This is a genomic window from Jejudonia soesokkakensis (assembly GCF_042664795.1).
In the GTDB taxonomy this organism is placed as follows: Bacteria; Bacteroidota; Bacteroidia; order Flavobacteriales; family Flavobacteriaceae; genus Jejudonia; species Jejudonia soesokkakensis.
Genome location: NZ_JBHTBN010000005.1, coordinates 227,839 through 250,361, shown reverse-complemented (window position 1 = coordinate 250,361; position 22,523 = coordinate 227,839). Strand labels below are relative to the sequence as shown.

Sequence of the window (22,523 nt, the reverse complement as noted above, 5' to 3'; positions counted from 1 at the left end):
TATCATGAATCATGATTTCTTTAAATATCAGACTCAAACGACACCACATCCTCTGGCAATGGAAGTTTCGCATGCAAGCGGGTCTTATATTTATGATTCACAAGGCAAAAAACACCTTGACTTTGTCGCCGGTGTATCTGCCTGTAGCCTTGGACATTGCCATCCAAGAGTTGTTGCAGCCATTCAAGAACAAACAGACAAATACCTGCATGTTATGGTGTATGGTGAATATATTCAATCCCCTGCTGTTGCGCTTTCTAAGTTGTTAGCCCAAAAATTACCTGCTCCATTAGAAACAACCTACCTTGTCAACAGTGGTACCGAGGCCATTGATGGTTCTATAAAATTAGCGAGAAGAGTTACGGGCCGTTCGGAAATTCTCTACGCACATCATGCGTACCACGGAAATACCTACGGCGCCTTAAGCGTCATGGGGTTTGAAGAACGTAAAACTCCTTTTGGCCCACTACTGCCCAACTGTCATCCTATTGCTTTTAACCACCTGGATGATCTGAAAAAAATAACGTCACGTACTGCAGCTGTTATTCTCGAAACAATCCAAGGAGGCGCAGGATTTATTCTTCCCAAAAAGGAGTATTTAAAAAAAGTCAAGCAACGTTGTGAAAAAGTAGGTGCTTTATTAATTCTGGATGAAATTCAGCCCGGATTTGGACGTACAGGGAAATTATTTGGATTTGAACATTTTGAAGTAGTGCCAGATATTCTGGTCATGGGAAAAGGAATGGGCGGCGGATTACCTATTGGCGCGTTTACTGCTTCGCAAAAACATATGGCACTGCTGAAAGAAAATCCTAAACTGGGGCATATCACTACTTTTGGTGGAAATCCAGTAATTGCGTCTGCGGCCTTGGCAACGCTTCAGGAAATTACTGAAAGTGAGTTGATGGCAGAAACGCTTCAGAAGGAAATACTTTTCCGGAAATTATTACAACATCCCCTCATTACAGAAGTTCGTGGTAAAGGGCTTATGTTGGCTGCTATGACAACCTCTTCCGAAGTTGCTTCAGAAATAATTCTTGAATGTAAAAAACACGGATTAATCCTGTTTTGGCTGCTTTTTGAACCTAAAGCGATACGTATTACGCCACCTCTAACCATTTCAGAAGCAGAAATAAAGGAAGGCTGTGACATCTTGACAAGCGTTATGGATGGTATTTTAAAAAAGATTAGTTAGCCTAAATACTTTATTTTCAGAAACATACAAACTTAACGTTATGTTAATAATCCTGTTAACAAGAAAGACGGCATAACTCTTGAAAGCCCCTTTACATTAGTATCTTTAAAATAGATGAACTGTTAAATCGCTACGTATGCATTTAAGTCCCAACGAGCACAACAACGTTTCCCTTTCCCGATTCGAATCCATGTTAAAGACTAATAATGTCCTTTTTTTCGACTCTGATGAGTTTGAGGAGATTATTAATCATTATCTGGAAAACGGGAAAATGTCACTTGCAAAAAAAGCTACTAAGCTGGGGCTAGAACAGCATCCATCTTCTACAAACCTAAGATTGTATCAAATTGAAATGTTCATTTTTGAGAACAAGCTGGACATTGCAGAGCAAATGCTGGATGAATTACACCTCATGGAACAATCTAATGAAGAGATTTATATCCAAAAAGCAAACATACTTTCGCGTAGAGATCAGCATAACGAAGCCATTGATTTGTTGGAATTGGCATTAAAAATAACCGAAGATCAAAGTGATGTACTATCCTTAATTGGCATGGAATACTTATTCTTGGAAGATTTTGAAAATGCAAAGTTTCATTTTATGAAGTGTCTTGAACAAGATGAAGCAGATTATTCTGCACTTTATAATATAATATATTGCTTTGAATATCTTGAACAGCATGAAGCTGCTATTGATTACCTCAATGACTTTTTAAATAAAAACCCATATTCTGAAGTTGCCTGGCACCAAGTAGGAAAACAATATTATATTTTAAAAGAGTATAAAAAAGCATTGGCTGCTTTTGATTTTGCCATCATTAGTGACGACAGATTTATTGGAGCCTATCTTGAGAAAGGAAAAACACTCGAACGGTTAAAGCGTTTTGAGGAAGCAATTGACAGTTATACAATAACCTTAGGATTAGATGACCCAACATCATTTGCCCTTTTGCGAATAGGTAAATGTTACGAAAAATTAGGAGATGCCGAATTAGCACTACAATTTTACAGTAAGTGTGTAGAAGAAGATGGATTGCTGGATAAAGGCTGGATTGCTATAACAGACTATTATATAAAAAATAAGGACTACCAAAAAGCATTGTACTACATCGACAAGGCATTAAATATTGATAGTGAAAATGTATTGTATTGGAAACGATTTGCAAAAATTAATACTCGCCTTAATCTTTTTGAAGAAGCCGAGCACGGTTTTAGAAAGACACTAGAGTTAGGGAATTATGAGCTGGAAACTTGGTTAATGAGATGTGACATTTTAATACAACTGGGAGAATATAATGCAGCAATCAAAAATTTGTTTCAGGCAACAGAATTTTATAAAGAAAATGCCGAAATTGAATTCAGATTGGCAGGCCTCTATTATTATTTAACTGAAGACCGTAAAGCAGAGTTCCATTTAAAAAATGCTTTAAAATACAATGAAGATTTTTTAATGATCATTGAAGAACTTTTTCCTACAGTTTATGTTCGAAGTTCAGTTAGAGAAATAATCAAAAAACACAAAAAACCTTCGTTGTAAATTGTGTACTTTTGAGCATCATTATCATTTTCTAAGATGCCAAAACGTACTTTTCTACAATACCTTATCATAACTTCAAAAGGACTAGCCATGGGTGCTGCAGATGTAGTACCAGGTGTTTCTGGCGGAACAATCGCCTTTATCTCCGGAATTTATGAAGAATTAATAGAAACCATTCACAAATTTGATCTTGGTTTTTTTAAATTGTGGAAAAAAGAAAATTTTAGAACTGCATGGGGTCACTATAACCTTTCCTTTCTCTTAGCACTTTTTACTGGAGTTGCAATTAGTATTCTATCACTTGCAAAAATAATTACACACCTACTTACCACCTATCCTATTTTAGTCTGGGCGTTTTTCTTCGGATTAGTAATCGCTAGTATTTTATATGTAGGAAAACAGATCAATCGGTGGAATTATAAAGTTATCATCGCCTTACTTCTGGCTGCTGTTTTTGCATATATGATCACACTTGCAAAACCTATTGGTACTCCAGATAGCACATGGTTTCTTTTCCTGGCTGGTTTTGTAGCCATCATTGCCATGATCTTGCCAGGCATATCAGGTGCCTTTATATTATTGTTATTAGGAGCTTATGAAGCTGTCATTGGAACATTAACGCAATTAGGAGAAGGAATTGCAACATTAAATTGGGAGGTGTTCTCTGGAGCTTTGGTCAAACTTTTAGTTTTTGGCGCAGGAGCCATCATTGGGATAAAGGTATTTTCTAGGGTTCTTAACTGGCTATTTAAATACCACAAAAACATCATACTCGCTGTATTAACTGGATTTATGATTGGCGCTCTAAATAAGATATGGCCTTGGAAAAAAGTATTGGAATACAGAATGTCACATAGTGGTGAAGAAGTACCATTTTTAGAAAAAAGTATTCTTCCTCAAAACTTTGAAGGTGAATCACACCTTTGGTTAGCACTCCTATTTGCTCTCATAGGGTTTTTAGTAATTTTCATTTTAGAACGTTTGGCTGCAAAAAAACCAATATAACTTATGGAACACACCCGGAGTTTTAGCGACAAAACATGGCTCTTCCTAAAGGGATTGGGCATGGGTGCTGCTAATAAAGTTCCTGGGGTATCTGGAGGAGTGGTCGCCTTTGTTGCAGGTTTTTATGAAGAGTTTATCTATTCGTTACAAAAGATAAACCGAAAAGCTTTTGCGTTGTTAATTAACGGAAGATTTAAAAGTTGCTACCATTACATCAACGGGCAATTTTTGTTGTTGCTAATCCTTGGAATGATCTTTAGTTATTTTAGTGTTTCAAAATTATTGGATTATCTCATCGTTAATTTTGAGCTTTATGTGTGGAGTGCTTTCTTCGGAATGATCATTGGATCTATTTATTATATTGCAAAAGATTTTGGCGAATGGAACCGAAAATATATCGCCTACCTACTCTGCGGAATTATCGCTGGAGTAAGCATAAGTTTTCTAGAACCGGCTAAAGAGAACAGCAATCTTATCTTTGTATTTGCCTGCGGAATTATTAGCGTTTCCGGCATGACGCTCCCTGGTTTATCAGGCTCATTCATTTTAATTCTACTTGGAAATTATGTCCTTCTACTAGTAGATTCTGTAAATGCACTGTATGATACTTTTGCAGATGTTATTCAATGGGACTTTAGCTTTATCGATGACCCAGAGCGTATAGAACTACTTAAAGTACTGGCCGTATTTTCATTAGGCTCTCTAACGGGATTGGTATCACTGTCGCACATGTTAGCTTATGTTCTAAAACACTTTAAAAATGCAACCTATGCAGTTATTATCGGTTTTATAGCAGGCTCACTTGGAGTTGTTTGGCCTTGGAAGAACAAAATCATGGATCTGGACGCAGCAGGAAACATACAATATGACGCAAACAACAGAGAAATTATTAAAGATTACGATCGGTATTTGCCGTCAGAATTTTCGCTCGAAACTTTTCTTGCCATATTTTTCATTATTGTGGGTATTCTCATAGTTTTGAGCTTAGGCTGGTATCAAACTGCTAAGAAACAAAACAATGGCTAAGTACGGACTTATAGGTAAAGATATTGGATATTCTTTTTCTAAGACTTTTTTTACAATAAAATTTGAAAAGGAAAAAAGAAATGATACTTATCAGAATTTTGACATCGATTCGCTGGATGAATTTTCTTGTATACTAGAATCCAACCCAGAACTTAAAGGTTTAAATGTTACCATACCCTATAAAGAAGCTATTATTCCTAAACTGGACCGTGTTCACAAAGAAGCAGCAGCCATTGGTGCTGTAAATACCATTAAAATTACGAAGACAGGTAAATTGGTAGGCTATAATACAGACCACTACGGATTTGCAAAATCACTGGTGGACTACTTGCCCATAAAGGAAAAAACGGCACTTATTTTAGGAACAGGAGGTGCTTCAAAAGCCGTAGCCTACGTACTTGAAATTATGAATTTTGACTATGTTTTCGTGTCAAGAAAACAAAAAAAAGGAACCATAACGTATGATCAACTTAACCATAAAGTTATGTCCAGCCATTATTTAATAGTGAATACAACTCCTTTAGGTACTTTTCCAAATACTCAGGAATTTCCTAATATTCCTTACCAATTTCTTTCTAAAGATCACGTATTGTTTGATCTTATTTATAATCCTCAAGAAACCGAATTTTTAAAAAGAGGGTTTGCAAAAGGAGCGCGAGTAGTGAACGGATTAAGGATGTTAGAACATCAGGCAAAAAAAGCCTGGGCTATCTGGAAAAAATAATCCTTCCTAAAAAAACTATAAACCCGGCACTAACTTTTGGTTTCTAAGCGTTAGTTAGTATCTTGCTCCCATAACTAACGAGCCTTAACATTGAAAAACATGTCTGACGAGAACACTCCAAAAGAAGAAGAAAAAGAAATTTCAATAGCTACTGAAACTTCTGAAACCTCTAAGCCTAAAACAGCAACTGAATTAAAAGAAGCTTCTCTAGAAGAAGCCATTAAAGAAGAAGCTGAAACAGTAGCCTCCACCAAAGATAAGACTCCTAAAGAGGGAGACAGCAACAATGAAACATTGGATGACAATGCTGCTGCAATGGTGGAAGAAGCTGAAGCTAAACCGGTTGTTTCAGATGCAACAGAAACAAACAAAGATGAGAATGACGACGCTGAAATTGAAGACGAAGAAGAAGTAGCGTCTTCAGATGATGATGAAGAAGATTCCGAAGAAGAACAAGAAGATGTTGATTATAGTTCACTTTCTAAAAAAGAATTGATTGCAGCTCTAGGCACCTTGATAAAAGAGAAACCTATTCAGCAAATCAAAAAAGAAGTAGAGGAAATTCGGTCTGAATTTAATTCTAAATTTTCTGAAGAATTAGAAGCTAAAAAAGAGGAATTCTTGGCTGAGGGCGGAAATATTATAGATTTTCATCTTACGTCTCCTTTAAAGAAAGAGTTTAATAATCTATATTTCGATTATAAGGAAAAACGAAATAATTATTATAAAAATCTAAAGAAAGACCTGCAGGCTAACTTAGCCAGACGTCAGGAATTAATTGAAGAACTCAAGGGACTCCTAAGTGCCGAAGAGAATATAAACACAACCTACAATCATTTTAAAGATATCCAATCAAAATGGCACGAAGCAGGTGCTATCCCGAGGGACGCGTACAATACTGTTTGGAATACATATCACCATCATGTAGAAAATTTTTATGATTTTTTACATTTAAATAGAGAGTTTAGAGATCTTGATTTTAAGCACAATCTTGAACAAAAATTAAAATTAATTGGACGTGCCGAAGAGCTTGCAGCCAGTGAAGATGTAAACAGAGCATTTAGAGAATTGCAGATGTTACATAAAATGTGGAAGGAAGAGATTGGTCCTGTGGCAAAAGAATATCGAGATGATGTGTGGGATAAATTTAGTGCTGCTACCAAAATAATACATGACAAGCGTCAGGAAGCACAGGCTGAACTAGAAAAGAAATTTGAAGAAAATTTTGAAACAAAAAAAGAAATTGTAGCTCAGATACAAGCTGTTGTTTCTCAAGAATCTCCTAAAAGCCATAAAGGATGGCAAAATACAATCAAAAAAGTTCAGGAGTTGAGGGACGAATTCTTTAAAGTAGGAAAGGTACCGCGCAACAAAAACAAAGAGTCATGGAATAGTTTTAAAGAGGTGACAAGAGAATTTAACCGCCAAAAAAATAAATTCTACAAAGACCAGAAAAAAGAACAGTTTGTAAATCTTGAAAAGAAACGAGCGCTTATAAAAATTGCTGAAGAAAATAAAGAGAGTGATGATTTTGAGACCGTAACACCCTTGATGAAGAAAATCCAGAGTGACTGGAAAAAAATTGGACACGTTCCACGTCGTGATAGCGATAAAATTTGGAAGCAATTTAAAGCAGCCTGTAATCACTATTTTGACCGTATTCACGCGGTTAAAAATGAAGCAAACAAGGAGGAAGTTGCCAATTATGAGCAAAAAAGTGAGATGCTTGAAAGCTTAAATGATCTTAAACTTACAGGGAATCATAAAGAGGATCTTGCTATCATAAAAGATAAAATTACCCAATGGAAAGAAATTGGTCGTGTACCTTATAACAAGCGCAATGTAGAGCAGCAATTTAATAAAAAGCTCGACGGACTATTTGGTCAATTGGATCTTGGCAAAAAGGAAACCGAACTTATCAAATTTGAAAATAAAATAAATGCCATTGTTTCTCAGGATGATGAGCGCAAGCTTAGAAACGAACAATTTTTCTTAAGCAAAAAAGTGGATGAAACTAAGTCTGAAATTTTACAACTTCAGAATAATCTTCAATTTTTTAAACATGTTGAAGATGATAACCCGTTGGTAAAAGAGGTTCATAAAAATATTGCGAAACACAAAGAAGATCTTGAGGTTTGGAAAGAAAAACTGAAAACATTAAGATCTATAAGTAACGCGTAACCATGCACGTTTGTCCGCTTTGTAAAAAGGATGCTACGCGGAAAAAGCAACGTATTAATGGAATTTTATTTTTAACCTGTACCCACTGCAAAACACTTTATAAGCATCCGCAACATTATGTGGATGCTGCTACCGAAAAATCTCGATACTTAGCACATCACAATAATGTAGAAGATCCAAACTTTCAGAAATTTGTATCTCCAATGGTTGAAGCAATAGTTCAGGATTTTCCTCCAGAGGCTGATGGTTTGGATTTTGGGGCAGGCACAGGCCCTGTGATCACCAAATTATTAAATGATAAAGAATATTCGAATATTAATTTGTATGACCCCTTTTTCCACCCTAAAATTAAAGCATTAAAATTAAAATACGATTTTATCATTTGTTGTGAGGTTATGGAGCATTTCTACGATCCACACAAAGAGTTTAACTTACTTCATTCGCTTTTAAAACCGAACGGAAAATTATACTGTAAGACAGAAATCATTCCTCAAAATACCGATGTAAAAGACTGGTGGTATATCCGTGACACGACTCACGTGGTTTTTTATTCTGAAGAAAATTTACGATGGATTAAAGATAACTTTGTTTTTAAAGAATTAGAAATTAAAGAGCAGTTGATTCTATTTTCAAAATAATCACCTCATCATTTTTAAGAGACAACCCACAACTGACAACCCACAACTGACAACTCACAACTGACAACTGATAACTGACAACTGATAACTGAGAACTGATAACTGATTACCGCCTACTCTCTTTTCGCCTCCTCCCAATACACATCCATTTCTTCTAGTGTCATTTCTTTGAGGGATTTTCCCAATTCTTTTGCATTCTTTTCTAAATACTGAAAACGCTTTATAAATTTCTTATTAGTACGTTCTAATGCGTTTTCTGGATCTACTTTTAAAAAGCGCGCATAATTAATCATAGAGAATAGCACATCACCAAATTCGGATTCAATTTCTTGCTGATTGCCTTCATTCACTTCATGTTGCAACTCACCCAATTCTTCCTGAAGTTTCTCAAATACCTGTTGCGGTTCTTCCCAGTCAAAACCTACACCCGCCACTTTATCCTGAATTCGGTTGGCTTTTACTAGTGCTGGCAGCGACTTAGGAACTCCCTGTAACACACTTGTCTTCCCTTCTTTTAATTTTAAAGCTTCCCAGTTTTGCTTTACCTCTTCTTCATCTGCCACTTTCACATCACTATAAATATGCGGATGTCGTGAAATTAGTTTTTCGCATATCTGGTTCGTTACATCTGCAATGTCAAAGTCATTTGTTTCACTACCAATCTTTGCATAGAATACAATGTGTAATAATAAATCACCCAATTCTCCTTTTACTTCCTCCAGATCATTTTCGAGAATGGCCTCGCCTAATTCATAGGTTTCTTCTATGGTCAAATGCCGAAGTGTTTGCATGGTTTGCTTTTTGTCCCACGGGCATTGTTCTCGCAACTCATCCATAATGGTAAGTAAGCGATCAAATGCTTTTAACTGATCTTTTCTTGAATTCATAGGTTAAAAATAAGCACTATACTTTCAGAAAATATTAAAAAACGGGTAACTTTTAAAAAGTTATAAAATAAAAAATCCCAAACTTTATGAGCTTGGGATTATTTATAAGTATATAAAAGAAGGTTATTTCTTTCTAGCTGCCATATTTTTTGAAGCACCACCTTTTGCGACAGAGGTCGCTTTAGTGGTAGAAACTTTTGCAGCTTTTGGTGTTTTAGGATCTGCTTTAATAACATCCTTTTCAATTTTCTCTTCGGTTTCTTCAGGTGCTGAGAAATCTGTAATTCCGTTTTTATGAAGCAAATTGTACCATTGGATTATTTTCTTGATGTCACTCGCATACACACGGTCTTCATCGTAATCTGGTAATATTTCGAAAAAATATTCTTCTAGTTTAATTTTGGGTTCCTTATGACTAATAGCCTCGCCCCCTTCTTCTTTTTCAGAAATCTTTAAAAAAACATCCCGCAACGGCACTTCTTCAGTCAGCGTATAGATTGCTATTTCGCTTAAGAGGCTTACATTGTGTCTTCCACTCACACTGATTTTCTTTCCGTCCAACAATGATTCAGCTAAAAAACCATTTCTGGTTTGTGTTTTCAATTGGTATAATCCAGGTTTCCCAGATATAGATAAGATTTTTTCTAAACTCATATAGTGTTTCCTTTTTTTATTGAGGATTGTAAATATCTAAGGTTTGATTGAGTTATGCAACGATTTAACGTTTCTTTTTGGCTTGTGGAAAACGCATCCGGTACGCAACATCTGTCTTACCCTTGCTAATATTTGCCAGTTTCCCCTTAATGAGACGTTTTTTTAACGGAGAAAGTTTATCAGTAAATAAAATTCCTTCAATATGGTCATATTCATGTTGAATGATACGTGCTACAATCCCGTCAAATACCTCGGTGTGTTCCTCAAAGTTTTCATCCATATACTGAAGGGTAATTTTTGGCTTTCTAAACACATCTTCATTCACATTTGGGATACTTAAACAGCCTTCATTAAACACCCACTCATCCCCTTCTTCAGAAAGTATTTTTGCATTAATAAATACTTTTTTAAAGCTCGCACAAAGGGCACGTTCTTCTTCTGTAAGATCTTCATCATCTTCAAAAGGAGTGGCATCTACTAAAAACAAGCGAATGGGAACTCCAATTTGTGGTGCCGCCAGACCAATACCACGAGCTCCGTACATGGTGTCAAACATGTTTTCAATCAATTCATCCAATTTAGGATATTCCTTATGAATCTCTTTTCCTTTTTTTCTTAAAACCGGATCGCCAAAGGCAACTATTGGTAAAACCATTCTCTGTTAAAATTTAATCATTAGTCAACTTATAAATTATATAAGTATTGCTGTAAGATGATTGTTGCACTTATCTCATCGATCAATGCTTTATTTCGTCTTTGTTTTTTCTTCATTCCGCTATCGATCATAGTCTGAAACGCCATTTTACTGGTATAACGCTCATCTATTCTCTTTACTTCCATCAATGGGAAAAGCGTAAAAAAAGCCTTTAAAAATTTCTGAATTTCTTCTTCTACATCACTGGGACTCCCGTCCTTCTGAGTAGGTTCGCCTACCAAAACCAATTCCACATTTTCTTTAGAAAAATAATCTTTCAGAAAATCTAACAATGTGCTGGTATCAACTGTCGTAAGACCCGAAGCAATAATCTGCAGCTCATCGGTAATAGCAATGCCAGTTCGTTTCGTGCCGTAATCAATTGAAAGTATCCTTCCCATATAGGCTGCAAAAATAAAGCATTAGGGAATAGTATACTAAAATGTAGGGAGTTTTCCATAGACAGATTATCTTTGTAGCTTACTATTCATTTAATTTCTGAAAATGCATCCATTACAACAAACCATAGAAAAAGCCTGGGACGACCGCTCCCTTTTAACGAATACTGAAACTATCGCTGCTATAAGAGAAGTCGTACGCTTATGTGATGAAGGAATTGTTCGTTGTGCAGAGCCTACCGCTAATGGATGGCAGGTAAATGAATGGGTAAAAAAAGCAGTAGTGTTGTATTTTCCTATTCAAAAAATGGAAACGATGGAAGCTGGTATTTTCGAATATCATGATAAAATTCCTCTAAAAAGAGGCTACGAAGCCAAAGGAATTAGAGTGGTTCCACATGCAGTGGCAAGACATGGGGCGTACATTTCAAAAGGAGTGATCATGATGCCCAGTTATGTTAATATTGGAGCGTATGTTGATGAAGGAACCATGGTTGATACCTGGGCAACGGTAGGAAGTTGTGCTCAAATAGGTAAAAACGTACACTTAAGTGGTGGCGTAGGCATAGGTGGTGTATTAGAACCTTTACAGGCTGCACCTGTGATAATTGAAGACAATGCTTTTATAGGATCACGTTGTATTGTTGTGGAAGGAGTACGTGTTGAAAAAGAAGCCGTACTTGGAGCCAATGTAGTATTAACTGCTTCCACAAAAATAATTGATGTAACAGGAGACACACCAGTCGAGACAAAAGGGTTGGTCCCTGCACGTTCTGTGGTGATTCCGGGAAGTTATAAAAAAGTTTTTCCTGCAGGAGAATTTAATGTGCCTTGTGCGTTGATTATAGGAAAGCGAAAAGAGAGCACTAATAAAAAGACATCGTTAAACGATGCCCTTCGTGAATATGATGTTGCCGTTTAATTTCTGAATATAGTTTCTGAAAAAAATACTTGTCATACAGCAAAAAATGATTGGCGACGTACTTACGTCCAGCATCCTTTTTGAAGCTTTAAAAAAGAAATTTCCTGAAGCAACACTACATTATCTTGTTAACACACATACGTTTCCTGTTGTAGAGAATCATCCGCATATAGATAAATTTGTCTTCTTTACACCCGAAATTGAATCAAACTACCTGAGGTTTTTTAAATTTTTAAAAAATATCAATGCCGAAAATTACGATGTAGTTATTGATGTTTACGGAAAGCTAAGTAGTAAATTTATTAGCTTTCGATCGGGAGCTCCAATAAGTATAGCCTACAAAAAAAAGAACACTTCATTTATTTATAGCCATAATATAAAAAGAAGTAAAAAACCTAAATACAATACCAGTCTTGCTATCGAAAACAGACTTAAACTTTTAAAACCATTGGGTGTTGAATTTACAGAGGTAGTTCCTAAAATTTATCTTACTTCAGAAGAAATTGATACTGCTTCTAAAACTCTTGAAGAGTATAAGATAATTTCGTCGAAACCTTTATTTATGATAAGTGTTTTAGGAAGTACAGATCAAAAAACGTATCCGCCAAAATATATGGCTAAAGTTCTAGACATGATAATTGAACAAAAACCTGACTCACAATTACTCTTCAATTATATTCCTAATCAGAAAAAACAAGCGAAGCAGCTATTTGAATTATGCAGTAAAGAGACTCAGAATCGTATTTATTTTGATCTCTATGGAAAAAATTTAAGAGAATTTATGGCGTTAACTTCACATTGTGATGCGTTAATAGGAAATGAAGGTGGTGCCGTAAACATGGCCAAGGCATTACAGATTCCTACCTTTATAATATTTTCTCCACATCTAAATAAAGAAAATTGGTTTCATGGAAACGATACAACTAAAAATGTAGCGGTTCATCTTTCAGACTTTATAAAACATACGAAAGAAGATATGAATGAAGCCAGAAAGGAAGCTACACCATACTACAAAAAGTTTAAACCAGAACTTTTTCAGGACCAGTTAATTCAGTTTATAGAAAAGGTATAATGGAATACAGGTTTCTTATCTACATATCGTATAGCTATTCTATTCCAGTAGGAAATCCACTAGAAGTTGCAATATTTAATAGAGGGTATGAAGTGCAATGGTTTGCAGATGAACAAGACGGCAAAGAGAACCTAAAGTCTAAATCCAACGTATTAACAGAGATAAAAGATGTTATTGATTACAAACCCCACATTGTTTTAACAGCAACCAATATGGTTCCTGATTTTATTTCGGGATTAAAAGTTCAGATTTTTCATGGGTTTTTGGCACAAAAAAGGCCTTCAAAAAAGCATATTTTTAGTGAATTCAGAATTAGAGGTTTTTTTGATCTGTATTGCACACAAGGACCTAGCACTACTTCTATATTTAAACAACTTGAAAAAAAGCACAAACATTTTAAAGTCATGGAGACCGGTTGGAGTAAAGTCGATCCATTATTCCCAATAGAAGCAAAAGCTGAAGGCACTTTACCTGTTATCATGATTGCTTCAACTTTTACTGAAAGACTAAGCCTCGCATATAACGATTTAGTTTATGATGAAATTAAAAGGTTGTCAACCACTGGGAATTATATGTTTAAAATGGTATTACATCCAAAAATTCCAAACCATATTGTGGAAAAATGGAAAGGACTAACAAATGAATTTTTCACCTTTTACGACACTACAGATCTGATTCCAATTTTTAAGCAAAGTGATCTTCTATTTGCAGATACTACGTCTGCAATTCAAGAATTTTTACTCCAAAAAAAACCTGTTGTCACTTTTAACCACACATTTCCGCATAATTATTTGATTCATGTTACTGAAACTTCAAAAATAGAATCCTCTTTTAATCAAGCGCTTACGCCTTCAAAAGAATTAATAAATAATATTAATGCCTTTATTTTGGAACTTCATCCCTATTTTGATGGCAAATCGAGCCAACGAATCTTGGATTCTTGCATCTATTATCTGCATGAGGATAAAAGTGGGCTTCGTAAAAAACCTTTGAACCTTATCAGAAAATTTAAAATTAGAAAGCGATTGAAACATTTTTCCTTTACATCAAATTCGCAAGCATTCACACTAGAGAAACCTCAAAAGAGTTCATTTGAGTCAATCCCGCTTTCCCAGGATCGCTTAAAATTAACTGCAATCATACCCACGGGAAATGAAATTCACAATATAGAGGCTGTCCTAGCTTCGGTCGATTTTGCAGATGAAGTAATGGTAGTAGATAGCTTAAGCACAGATGGCACCTATGACAAAGCCCTTGAGATTGCAGATACTGTCTTGCGTAGAGAATATCAATATTCGGCTTCTCAAAAAAACTGGGCCATTCCACAGGCGCAACACGAATGGATCTTGCTAGTTGATGCAGACGAGCGTGTAACACCCGAACTAAGAGCTGAAATTCTTCAAATTTTAAATAACCCCCCTAAAGATAATACGGTGGCTTATTGGATTGGAAGAAATAATCATTTTATGGGAGAACCTGTAAAACATAGTGGTTGGAAAAACGACAAAGTCATTCGATTATTTAAAAGAGATGCGTGTCGCTATCAAGATAAAAATGTGCATGCCGAAATCATAGCAGATGGAACTGTAGGTCATTTAAAAAATAAATTTTACCATGACACCTATATTTCTTTGGATAAATATCTTGTAAAAATGAATCGCTATGCTTGGTGGCAAGCAAAAGATTACGATAAGAAAACGGGAAGGTTGACAGGCTATCACTTTATCATTAAACCTTTTTGGGGTTTCTTTAAACATTATATTATACAAGGTGGTTTTAGAGACGGTGTAGTGGGTCTAACGATTGGGTATATACAGGGGTATACAGTATTTATGCGCTATGCAAAACTTTGGCTATTGCGTAAAAAAAGGTCTTAATTGCGCCAGAAAAGGAGTTTCTTTTTAAGACGTTTCTTTCTGTGAAATTTTTCCTGAAAATGTGTTGTTTCTTTCCACATTAAAGAGAAAATAGCATCATACTTCCAAGTGGTATTTTTAGCATATTCATCACTCATAATTGCCACCATATCTTTTTTAGGTGTTAAGCGTGAAAAATTTTGAATTCGCTCTCCAAAAGTAAGTTCCTTAAATTGCATACGATTTAAATCAACTAGAAAAAATTCATAGTCTTTCCCGTTTTTTCTGATTAAAGTATTGCCAGGTGAATGATCTTTAAACAACACACCACTGTCATGAAGCCGCAATGTAAACTGCGTGAACTGTCTCAAAATATTTTCGTGATCTGGATAATCGGGTTCACGGATTAGTTTTCTGAAAGTCAAATCGGGTTCGAGATGTTCACTTATATAGAAGCTCTTTCCGAAGCTAACAGAACTATTATCCTCCACATACCCAATGGGTGCCGGTGTCCCAATTCCCTTCTCCAAAAGCAAACTAGCATATTCAAAAGAACGTTTTGCCTTTGATTTTCTAAAAAACCTGTAGGCGACCTTATTGATAGCATTAGGGACTTTGAAAGATTTAATATTAATTGGTATGGCTCCTACTTCATATACCTTGAGGGTATTTCTCCCGCCTTCTTTTAAGCTTTTTCCGCCCTGTGGAAATGTGTTTAGAATTGTTAAAATATCCTCTTTGTACAATTCATATTTTTCTGAAAAAACTACTTTCATTCGGTAAAAATACGATTTAAAATAGAGTATTTTTACATAGATTCATCACAGTATAAACAAACAGATGTCACAAAAAAAGATTGCCATACTATTCTTAGATGAAATTCACCATATCAATCATTTTGTAACCGTTGCTATAGCGCTTTCAAAAACATCTAGTGTGAGTATACTTACTTACCCAGACAAACACGCCTATCTTCATAAAACACTGAGCCGTCTAAATGGAGACGAAGTTATCATCGAACAATTAAAAACAGCTCCCTTTAGAGCCTTTACAGATACATTAAAAGGTAGATCTATCCCAAGAAAAGGATTCTGGATCAAGAAAAACAGAGCGTATATTCTTAAAAAATTTGATGCCATCATTTTTACCGACTTTTTTCACAGGTATTTTACTGAAGCCCGTGGGGAAGCAAATGTTCCTAAATTCATTAAGATTACCCACGGTACTCCTGGACGTGGATACAGTCTTAAACCACAACAACTGGATTTTGATTTGCAGCTTCTTCCAGGGAAGAATTATTTGGAGTTACTAAAAAATAATAATCTCCTTGCACAACATCATGCTGTAGTTGGATATCCAAAAATTAATGCCGTTCCAGACGTCTCGAGCATGAATCTGTTTCCAAATCAAAAAAAAATTGTGCTTTATAATCCGCATTTCTCTCCTCCATTATCCTCTTGGCACACTCAGGGATTACAAATACTTGACTATTTTTACAATCAGCAGGAGTACAATTTAATCTTTGCACCTCATATTAATCTGTTTCATAAAGTGGGCGGGGATACAATTGATAGCATTCCAGAAAAATACTTTCATTGCCCGACTATTCATATGGACTTGGGGAGTGAAAAAAGTGTCGACATGGTGTACATTAACAAAGCAGACATCTATCTTGGTGATGTCTCCAGCCAGGTGTATGAATTTATTATCAATCCGCGAGCTTGTATCTTTATAAATGCTGAAAAGGTAGATTTCAATGAAGATCCAAAGTTTCGTTTTTGGCAATGTGGTGATGTTGTTGAACATACTGAAACCCTAGGAACTGCTCTTAGAAATGCTTCGGAAAACTTTTCGATCTATAAACCAGTTCAGGAAAAAATAACGGAAGAAAATTATTATACTGAAGCAGGATCAACAGCTTCAGAAAGGGCTGCAAAAGCAATTCTTAATTTTTTAAATGCCAATTAAAGATACTTATCGATTCCGTTTTTACAACGTGTAAGGTTTTCATCAATGGCACGCTGCTGGATGCTCTCATTGATATTCAGTTTACTTTTTGAGGATGTTTTATGAAAGATGTGAAATACAATTCCGCGGTAACGTAAACGACGACCTGTGATTCCATAATTCACCATTCGTATGACTAACTCACTGTCTTCTCTCCCCCAACCTGTCATATCTTCATTATATCCGTTCACCGCTATAAAGTCAGCACGCCAAAAAGAAACATTACAACCTCTCAGCTTTTTTGAAAGCTCCTTTTTTTCACCATACAACCTACTTAGAATAGGAATGTGTAATGCCCTCGTCCTTTTTTTTATTCCTTTAGAGAATGCCGAAAAATTAGTCTGACTTTCAGAAAAAAGGGTGTCGAGGTGTGATTGCTTGATATTCACCCGACTTCCATACAGGTACAATCCCTTTTTTGCAAAAGACTTGTGGTCTTTGATAAAATTTCGATGAAGAATACAATCTCCATCTGTTTGAATAAGGTAGTCTGCATTGGATTGTGCCACTGTTTTATTTAAAATTTCAGAACGTTTAAAACCCTCATCTTCATGCCAGACATGAATAACATGTATCCTGGTACGCTTTTTAAATTCTTCAATAAGTTTTGTGGTTTCTTGAGTAGAACCATCATCTGCTATTAGTAGTTCGTCTGGCAGTTGAGACTGCTGCTCGACGCTTTTTAAAACTAGGGCTAATGCTTCGGGCCAGTTATACGTTGAGACTAAAAGTGCAGTTTTCATAAAAAATTCTTCCGTAGCAATTAAAATTCAAAGATAGGATAATTAGTTACATATCGAATGATTGCCTACTTTTGAAGCTTGAAAAACCTTCAGAAAAATGTACGACGAAGTTAACAAAGCACTGGAAACACTTAAAAGAGGAGGTCTAATTCTCTATCCTACCGATACGGTATGGGGAATTGGCTGTGATGCATCACATCCTGATGCGATTGACCGAATCTATAAACTCAAAAAAAGAGCCGATTCAAAATCACTAATCTGCCTGGTAAGTGATTTTAAAATGCTGAACCAATTTGTGGAAGAAATTCCAGAAGTAGCTTATGACATTTTAAAATATGCCGCAAAACCAACCACTATCATTTATGATGATCCTATTCGTGTGGCCGAAAATCTAATTGCTGAAGATAATTCGCTGGCAATTCGTGTCACTAAAGATGATTTCTGCACCAAATTACTCCGAAAATTACGTCGTCCCATTGTATCTACTTCAGCAAATATTAGCGGCGCTAAAACTCCCCGAAGCTTTAAAGAAATAAGCCCAGAGATTTTGGAAGGGGTAGACTATGTTGTAAATTTGCATCGCACAAAGAAAACCGCTGCTCCATCTGCTATTATTAAGCTTACAAAAGATGGAAAAGTAACTGTAATTCGTGAGTAAACGAAGTTAGCAGACAACTAATTAGCTCGTATTTTCTTTAAGATAAAAACACAAGAAAGTGGCGAACCACACCTATATATCTGCTTTAAAAAATCCTGTTTTCAGAATTATTACTCAGGCAGCATCTAATCTTAGTTTAGAAAGCTATGTAATTGGCGGATTTGTACGTGATTTTTTATTAGATCGTGGTACTGCCAAAGATATAGATGTAGTAACTGTTGGTAGCGGAATTGAACTTGCTAAAGAAGTTGCAAAACGCTGTCCGGGAAATCCTAAAGTTTCAGTATTCAAAAATTATGGAACCGCCATGCTTAAAACAGGCGGTATCGAACTTGAGTTTGTAGGTGCCCGCAAAGAATCATATCGTGAAGACAGCCGAAATCCAGCTGTTGAAAATGGCACGCTGGAGGATGATCAAAATCGTCGTGATTTTACGATCAATGCTCTAGCCCTAAGCTTGAATGATGAAGACTTCGGAAAGTTACTCGATCCGTTTAATGGTCTTCAAGATCTTGAAGATAAGATCATTCGCACGCCACTCGACCCGGACATCACCTATAGTGACGACCCGTTACGGATGCTTCGTGCGATACGATTTGCAACACAATTGGATTTTACAATCGAAAAACAATCGCTTGAGGCAATTTCAAAAAATGCAGATCGTATCAAGATCATTTCCAAAGAACGAATTGTTGATGAAATTCATAAGATTTTAGCATCAAAAGTGCCATCAAAAGGATTTGCCTTATTACATAAAACTGGCTTGCTTCGCCATATATTTCCAGAATTAGTAGCCCTACAGGGAATTGATGAGAAAGAAGGACAGCGACATAAAGATAACTTTTGGCATACCTTGGAGGTGGTAGACAATATTGCTGAAACCACCGATAACCTTTGGTTGCGATGGGCAGCTTTATTACATGACATTGGTAAAGCACCCACCAAACGTTTTGATAAAAAAATAGGCTGGACGTTTCATGGCCATGAATTTGTAGGTTCAAAGATGGTCTATAAATTATTTAAGCGCCTTAAAATGCCTTTGAATGATAAGATGAAATTCGTTCAGAAAATGGTATTGATGAGTTCCCGACCCATCGTGTTAGCAACAGATGTAACAGATAGTGCAGTTCGTAGATTGATTTTTGATGCAGGAGAATATGTAGAAGATCTCATGACTTTATGTGAAGCCGATATCACCACTAAAAATCCTAGGAAGTTCAAAAAATACCATCAGAATTTTCAATTGGTACGTGATAAAATTGTTGAAGTTGAAGAACGCGATCATGTGCGAAACTTTCAGCCTCCGGTAAGTGGAGAAGAAATCATGGAGACGTTTGACCTAAAGCCTTCGAGAGAAATTGGAATCATAAAAGACGCCATCAAAGAAGCGATATTGGAAGGGGAAATTCCAAACGAATATCAAGCTGCAAAAGAGTATATGCTCGAGAAAGGAAAAGCAATTGGATTGAAACAAAAAAAAACCAAGTAACCTGTGTATAGAAACTGGGTCAAAATAACACTTATTCTAGTCTATCTCGTCATCGTTGCAGGAGCGATGGTACGTATGACAGGCTCTGGTATGGGTTGCCCCGACTGGCCTAAATGCTTTGGATATTATATTCCGCCTACCGAAGCTTCAGAACTGGAATGGCAACCTAATCGGTCATTTGAAAAAGGTCAGGTTATCATTAGGAACGAAGCGTTACAAGTAGCCACAAGAGACTTTATTACAACTTCAAAATTTTCCGAAGAAAACTGGGAGCTTTACACAAGACATGATTACGCAATTTTCAATGTCTGGCATACCTGGATTGAGTATATCAACCGTTTATTAGGTGCACTTGCAGGGCTCGCAATGCTAATTATGGCTATTCTCTCCATTTGGAAATGGCGTGATAACAAAAAAATCACCCTACTTTCGTGGCTTTCCGTATTTGCTATTGGCTTTCAGGGCTGGCTCGGGGCAACGGTGGTTTACTCTGTGCTGTCACCCGTAAAAATCACCATCCATATGGTCATGGCACTGCTTATTGTCGCATTCCTTTTATACCTTTTATATCTTTCAAAAAATAATAAAAAAACATTTTCAGTTTCAAAAAAATATGTGATGCTGTTGGTTTTTGCATTAGTGTTAACCATGATACAGATTATATTGGGGACTCAAGTTCGGCAATTTGTAGATGACCAAGTAGCTCTTGTAGGGTATGATGCCAAATCCCAATGGTTGGACAATCCTACTATGACTTTTTATATACATAGAACTTTTTCAATTATTGTTTTTGCACTGAATGCTTGGTTGTGGTTTTTCAATCGAAAACACAACTACGGGCTGTCAAAAATTAACTGGATTTTCTTACTAATTATATTAGAAGCACTTACAGGAATTCTTATGTATTATTTCGACTTTCCTGTATTATCTCAGCCATTACACCTTGTGATTGCTTCTTTATTATTCGGGTTACAGTTTTATGTGATTTTAGAGGCTTGGAAAAAGCATATTCCAAAATTTGTAATGAGACAATAGTTACAAAAATTATATAAAATAAATCCTGAATTCATAGCTTTTTAAAGCTGCCAACACTTTCAATTTTTTGTACCTTTGTCCTCTTAATTTTCAGTAATGATTTACCGTTTTAGAATAATTTTGGACAACCACGAAGATGTGTTTCGTGATATAGAAATAGAAGCTTCCAGCACTATGGAAGACTTTCATAATGTCATCACTCAGGCTTTTGGATTTGCTGGACAGGAAATGGCATCTTTCTACGTAAGTAACGAAAAATGGGAACAGGGTGAAGAAATAGCCTTGTTTGACATGAGTGAAGGTGATGAAAAAGTAAGAGTAATGCACGACACTATTCTTGAAGATACTGTTTGGGAAGAACAAACAAAACTCATTTATATTTACGACTTTTTAAATATGTGGACATTCCTTGTAGAACTTGCCGAAGTAACCGAATACGAGGACGGACAAAGTTATCCTAATCTTATGTTTGCTGTGGGTGAAATACCAGAAGAAGCCACTGAGCTTGAATTTATTGCCGAAGGTGACGAAGACGCGCTTGATTATAACGAAGACCTCGAACTGGACCCAGAAGATTATGAAGACTTGGATTTTGACGAAAATTGGAATTAATTAAATTACCTGTTTGCAGTCACAATATTCTAGTACTTTACATATAACACTTAACAATCAACATTTCAAATGATCAACTTATATTCTGCAAACATCGCTTCTATTTCTATACACCGTGTGGGAAACAAAAGTAGAAACGAGTCTATCTTTTTATCACAGCAACCTTATCATATGGATGATGAGTTAGCGCCACTTTTAAAAGAATTTTTTCTGAAACCCTTTCGCGATAAGGAGGAGAATTATTTTCAGTTTTCACACGATACCGATTTAGAATTTCATGAACTGTTTATGATGGTCTCAAAAATGTTTGAAGATCCATCGACAGCCCATGAAAATAGCAAACACATTGCAACATACTTATTTGATCAATCGGAGCATCCACACATAAAAAGTGGAGAGGTGTATGTGGCATATCTTGAAAATCTTCAGATTGATGGTGAAAAAGTAGACGGTATTGGGATTTTTAAATCAGAATTAAAACAAGATTTTCTTCAGTTTTCTGAAAAAGATAACCAATTAGATGCGCTGCTTCAGCAAGGGGTAAACCTTAACAAGCTAGATAAAGGAGCGTTGATTTTTAATACCAAAAAAGAAGAAGGCTATAAAATTCTTTCCGTAGATAGCAATCGTTACGACACCCGTTACTGGCTGGAAAGTTTCTTAGGGGTTGATGCTTTTGAAGATGATAACTTTTACACCAAAAAGTATTTAAAATTCTGTCAGGATTTTGCAAAAGATGTGGTATTACCTGCCGAAGATAAAAAGGAGGAAGTATTGTTTATGAACCGTGCGGTTAATCATTTTGCGAAAAACGATACCTTCGAAGAAAGCGCTTTTATGAATGATGTGATTAGCAATCCAGATCTAATTCCGGAGTTTAATCATTATAAATCTGAAAAATCTCCAAAATACAGTATTGAAGATCTTACTACATTTCCAATTGCAAATACGGCAGTGACTGCTGCCCGTAAAAAGATAAAGAATGTGATCAACCTAGATACGAACATACAGATTAAAATGGATTTTATTAATCCTGAAAGTGCCGAACGTTTTGTGGAAAAAGGCTGGGACGAAGAAAAGCAAATGTATTATTATCTAGTGTATTTTAATAAGGAACAGAAAAGTTAACAAGCATGCATTGTTGAAAATTTTCAATAAAACTGAATACTGCAGCTGACAACGGTTTCTTT

The 22,523-nt window shown here is 35.9% G+C and carries 22 protein-coding genes; 16 read left to right on the top strand and 6 right to left on the bottom strand.

Going from position 1 to position 22,523, the window contains the following annotated elements:
- Positions 1-4 precede the first annotated feature (4 nt).
- The 7 genes from ACFQO1_RS11030 to ACFQO1_RS11000 all read left to right on the top strand — a co-directional run bounded on the left by ACFQO1_RS11030 (position 5) and on the right by ACFQO1_RS11000 (position 8,306).
- Positions 5-1,195 (top strand): aspartate aminotransferase family protein, encoded by a 1,191-nt coding sequence (locus ACFQO1_RS11030; protein WP_380218158.1) that lies wholly within the window; start codon positions 5-7, stop codon positions 1,193-1,195.
- A 136-nt stretch (positions 1,196-1,331) separates the two neighbouring features.
- On the top strand, positions 1,332-2,732 hold the full coding sequence (locus tag ACFQO1_RS11025) for a tetratricopeptide repeat protein (protein ID WP_380218124.1): 1,401 nt from the start codon (positions 1,332-1,334) through the stop codon (positions 2,730-2,732).
- A 36-nt stretch (positions 2,733-2,768) separates the two neighbouring features.
- Positions 2,769-3,737 carry a DUF368 domain-containing protein gene (locus tag ACFQO1_RS11020; protein WP_380218123.1) on the top strand — a complete coding sequence of 323 codons (969 nt, stop codon included), beginning with the start codon at positions 2,769-2,771 and terminating at the stop codon, positions 3,735-3,737.
- A gap of 3 nt (positions 3,738-3,740) precedes the next feature.
- The gene (locus ACFQO1_RS11015; RefSeq protein WP_380218121.1) at positions 3,741-4,763 is read left to right on the top strand and encodes a DUF368 domain-containing protein; all 1,023 of its coding nucleotides are present in this window, start codon (positions 3,741-3,743) and stop codon (positions 4,761-4,763) included.
- Entirely contained in the window at positions 4,756-5,487 is a 732-nt protein-coding gene (locus ACFQO1_RS11010) for a shikimate dehydrogenase family protein (RefSeq protein WP_380218120.1), read from the top strand. The genes ACFQO1_RS11015 and ACFQO1_RS11010 overlap by 8 nt, the downstream gene beginning before the upstream one ends.
- Before the next feature lie 99 nt (positions 5,488-5,586).
- Positions 5,587-7,668 (top strand): DUF349 domain-containing protein, encoded by a 2,082-nt coding sequence (locus ACFQO1_RS11005; protein WP_380218119.1) that lies wholly within the window; start codon positions 5,587-5,589, stop codon positions 7,666-7,668.
- Between the two features lie 2 nt (positions 7,669-7,670).
- The gene (locus ACFQO1_RS11000) at positions 7,671-8,306 is read left to right on the top strand and encodes a class I SAM-dependent methyltransferase (RefSeq protein ID WP_380218118.1); all 636 of its coding nucleotides are present in this window, start codon (positions 7,671-7,673) and stop codon (positions 8,304-8,306) included.
- 113 nt (positions 8,307-8,419) lie between these two features.
- Here the strand turns inward: ACFQO1_RS11000 and mazG are convergent, their stop codons facing one another.
- From mazG to ruvX, 4 genes are all read right to left on the bottom strand, one after another.
- Complete coding sequence (gene mazG, locus ACFQO1_RS10995) at positions 8,420-9,193, bottom strand: nucleoside triphosphate pyrophosphohydrolase (protein ID WP_380218117.1); 774 nt, start codon at positions 9,191-9,193, stop codon at positions 8,420-8,422.
- A gap of 123 nt (positions 9,194-9,316) precedes the next feature.
- Positions 9,317-9,847, bottom strand: coding sequence for a DUF5606 family protein (locus tag ACFQO1_RS10990; protein ID WP_380218116.1), 531 nt, complete (start codon positions 9,845-9,847; stop codon positions 9,317-9,319).
- A gap of 64 nt (positions 9,848-9,911) precedes the next feature.
- Positions 9,912-10,502, bottom strand: coding sequence for a peptide deformylase (def, locus tag ACFQO1_RS10985; RefSeq protein WP_380218115.1), 591 nt, complete (start codon positions 10,500-10,502; stop codon positions 9,912-9,914).
- Between the two features lie 29 nt (positions 10,503-10,531).
- The gene (ruvX, locus tag ACFQO1_RS10980; RefSeq protein ID WP_380218114.1) at positions 10,532-10,942 is read right to left on the bottom strand and encodes a Holliday junction resolvase RuvX; all 411 of its coding nucleotides are present in this window, start codon (positions 10,940-10,942) and stop codon (positions 10,532-10,534) included.
- A gap of 103 nt (positions 10,943-11,045) precedes the next feature.
- On the opposite strand from ruvX, the gene ACFQO1_RS10975 reads away from it, so the two are divergent.
- From ACFQO1_RS10975 to ACFQO1_RS10965, 3 genes are read left to right on the top strand one after another with little or no spacing between them, the layout of a single operon-like run.
- A complete protein-coding gene (locus ACFQO1_RS10975; protein WP_380218113.1) occupies positions 11,046-11,861 on the top strand; it encodes a 2,3,4,5-tetrahydropyridine-2,6-dicarboxylate N-succinyltransferase in 816 nt (271 codons plus the stop codon).
- Between the two features lie 46 nt (positions 11,862-11,907).
- Positions 11,908-12,933, top strand: coding sequence for a glycosyltransferase family 9 protein (locus tag ACFQO1_RS10970; protein ID WP_380218112.1), 1,026 nt, complete (start codon positions 11,908-11,910; stop codon positions 12,931-12,933).
- Positions 12,933-14,810: a glycosyltransferase gene (locus ACFQO1_RS10965; protein ID WP_380218111.1), complete on the top strand. Its 1,878-nt coding sequence runs from the start codon at positions 12,933-12,935 to the stop codon at positions 14,808-14,810. The genes ACFQO1_RS10970 and ACFQO1_RS10965 overlap by 1 nt, the downstream gene beginning before the upstream one ends.
- Here ACFQO1_RS10965 and ACFQO1_RS10960 read toward each other — a convergent pair.
- Positions 14,807-15,565 (bottom strand): lipopolysaccharide kinase InaA family protein, encoded by a 759-nt coding sequence (locus tag ACFQO1_RS10960; protein WP_380218110.1) that lies wholly within the window; start codon positions 15,563-15,565, stop codon positions 14,807-14,809. The genes ACFQO1_RS10965 and ACFQO1_RS10960 overlap by 4 nt on opposite strands.
- Before the next feature lie 64 nt (positions 15,566-15,629).
- On the opposite strand from ACFQO1_RS10960, the gene ACFQO1_RS10955 reads away from it, so the two are divergent.
- The gene (locus tag ACFQO1_RS10955) at positions 15,630-16,757 is read left to right on the top strand and encodes a hypothetical protein (RefSeq protein ID WP_380218109.1); all 1,128 of its coding nucleotides are present in this window, start codon (positions 15,630-15,632) and stop codon (positions 16,755-16,757) included.
- Here the strand turns inward: ACFQO1_RS10955 and ACFQO1_RS10950 are convergent.
- Positions 16,754-17,539 carry a glycosyltransferase family 2 protein gene (locus tag ACFQO1_RS10950; protein ID WP_380218108.1) on the bottom strand — a complete coding sequence of 262 codons (786 nt, stop codon included), beginning with the start codon at positions 17,537-17,539 and terminating at the stop codon, positions 16,754-16,756. The two genes, ACFQO1_RS10955 and ACFQO1_RS10950, sit on opposite strands and share 4 nt — an antisense overlap.
- Before the next feature lie 97 nt (positions 17,540-17,636).
- Between ACFQO1_RS10950 and ACFQO1_RS10945 the strand changes: the two genes are divergently transcribed.
- The 5 genes from ACFQO1_RS10945 to ACFQO1_RS10925 all read left to right on the top strand — a co-directional run bounded on the left by ACFQO1_RS10945 (position 17,637) and on the right by ACFQO1_RS10925 (position 22,461).
- The gene (locus ACFQO1_RS10945) at positions 17,637-18,197 is read left to right on the top strand and encodes an L-threonylcarbamoyladenylate synthase (RefSeq protein WP_380218107.1); all 561 of its coding nucleotides are present in this window, start codon (positions 17,637-17,639) and stop codon (positions 18,195-18,197) included.
- 58 nt (positions 18,198-18,255) lie between these two features.
- Positions 18,256-19,686, top strand: coding sequence for a CCA tRNA nucleotidyltransferase (locus tag ACFQO1_RS10940; RefSeq protein WP_380218106.1), 1,431 nt, complete (start codon positions 18,256-18,258; stop codon positions 19,684-19,686).
- 3 nt (positions 19,687-19,689) lie between these two features.
- Entirely contained in the window at positions 19,690-20,721 is a 1,032-nt protein-coding gene (locus ACFQO1_RS10935; RefSeq protein WP_380218105.1) for a COX15/CtaA family protein, read from the top strand.
- 96 nt (positions 20,722-20,817) lie between these two features.
- Positions 20,818-21,333, top strand: coding sequence for an IS1096 element passenger TnpR family protein (locus ACFQO1_RS10930; protein ID WP_380218104.1), 516 nt, complete (start codon positions 20,818-20,820; stop codon positions 21,331-21,333).
- A 69-nt stretch (positions 21,334-21,402) separates the two neighbouring features.
- Positions 21,403-22,461, top strand: coding sequence for a nucleoid-associated protein (locus tag ACFQO1_RS10925; protein WP_380218103.1), 1,059 nt, complete (start codon positions 21,403-21,405; stop codon positions 22,459-22,461).
- The last annotated feature ends 62 nt before the right edge of the window (positions 22,462-22,523 follow it).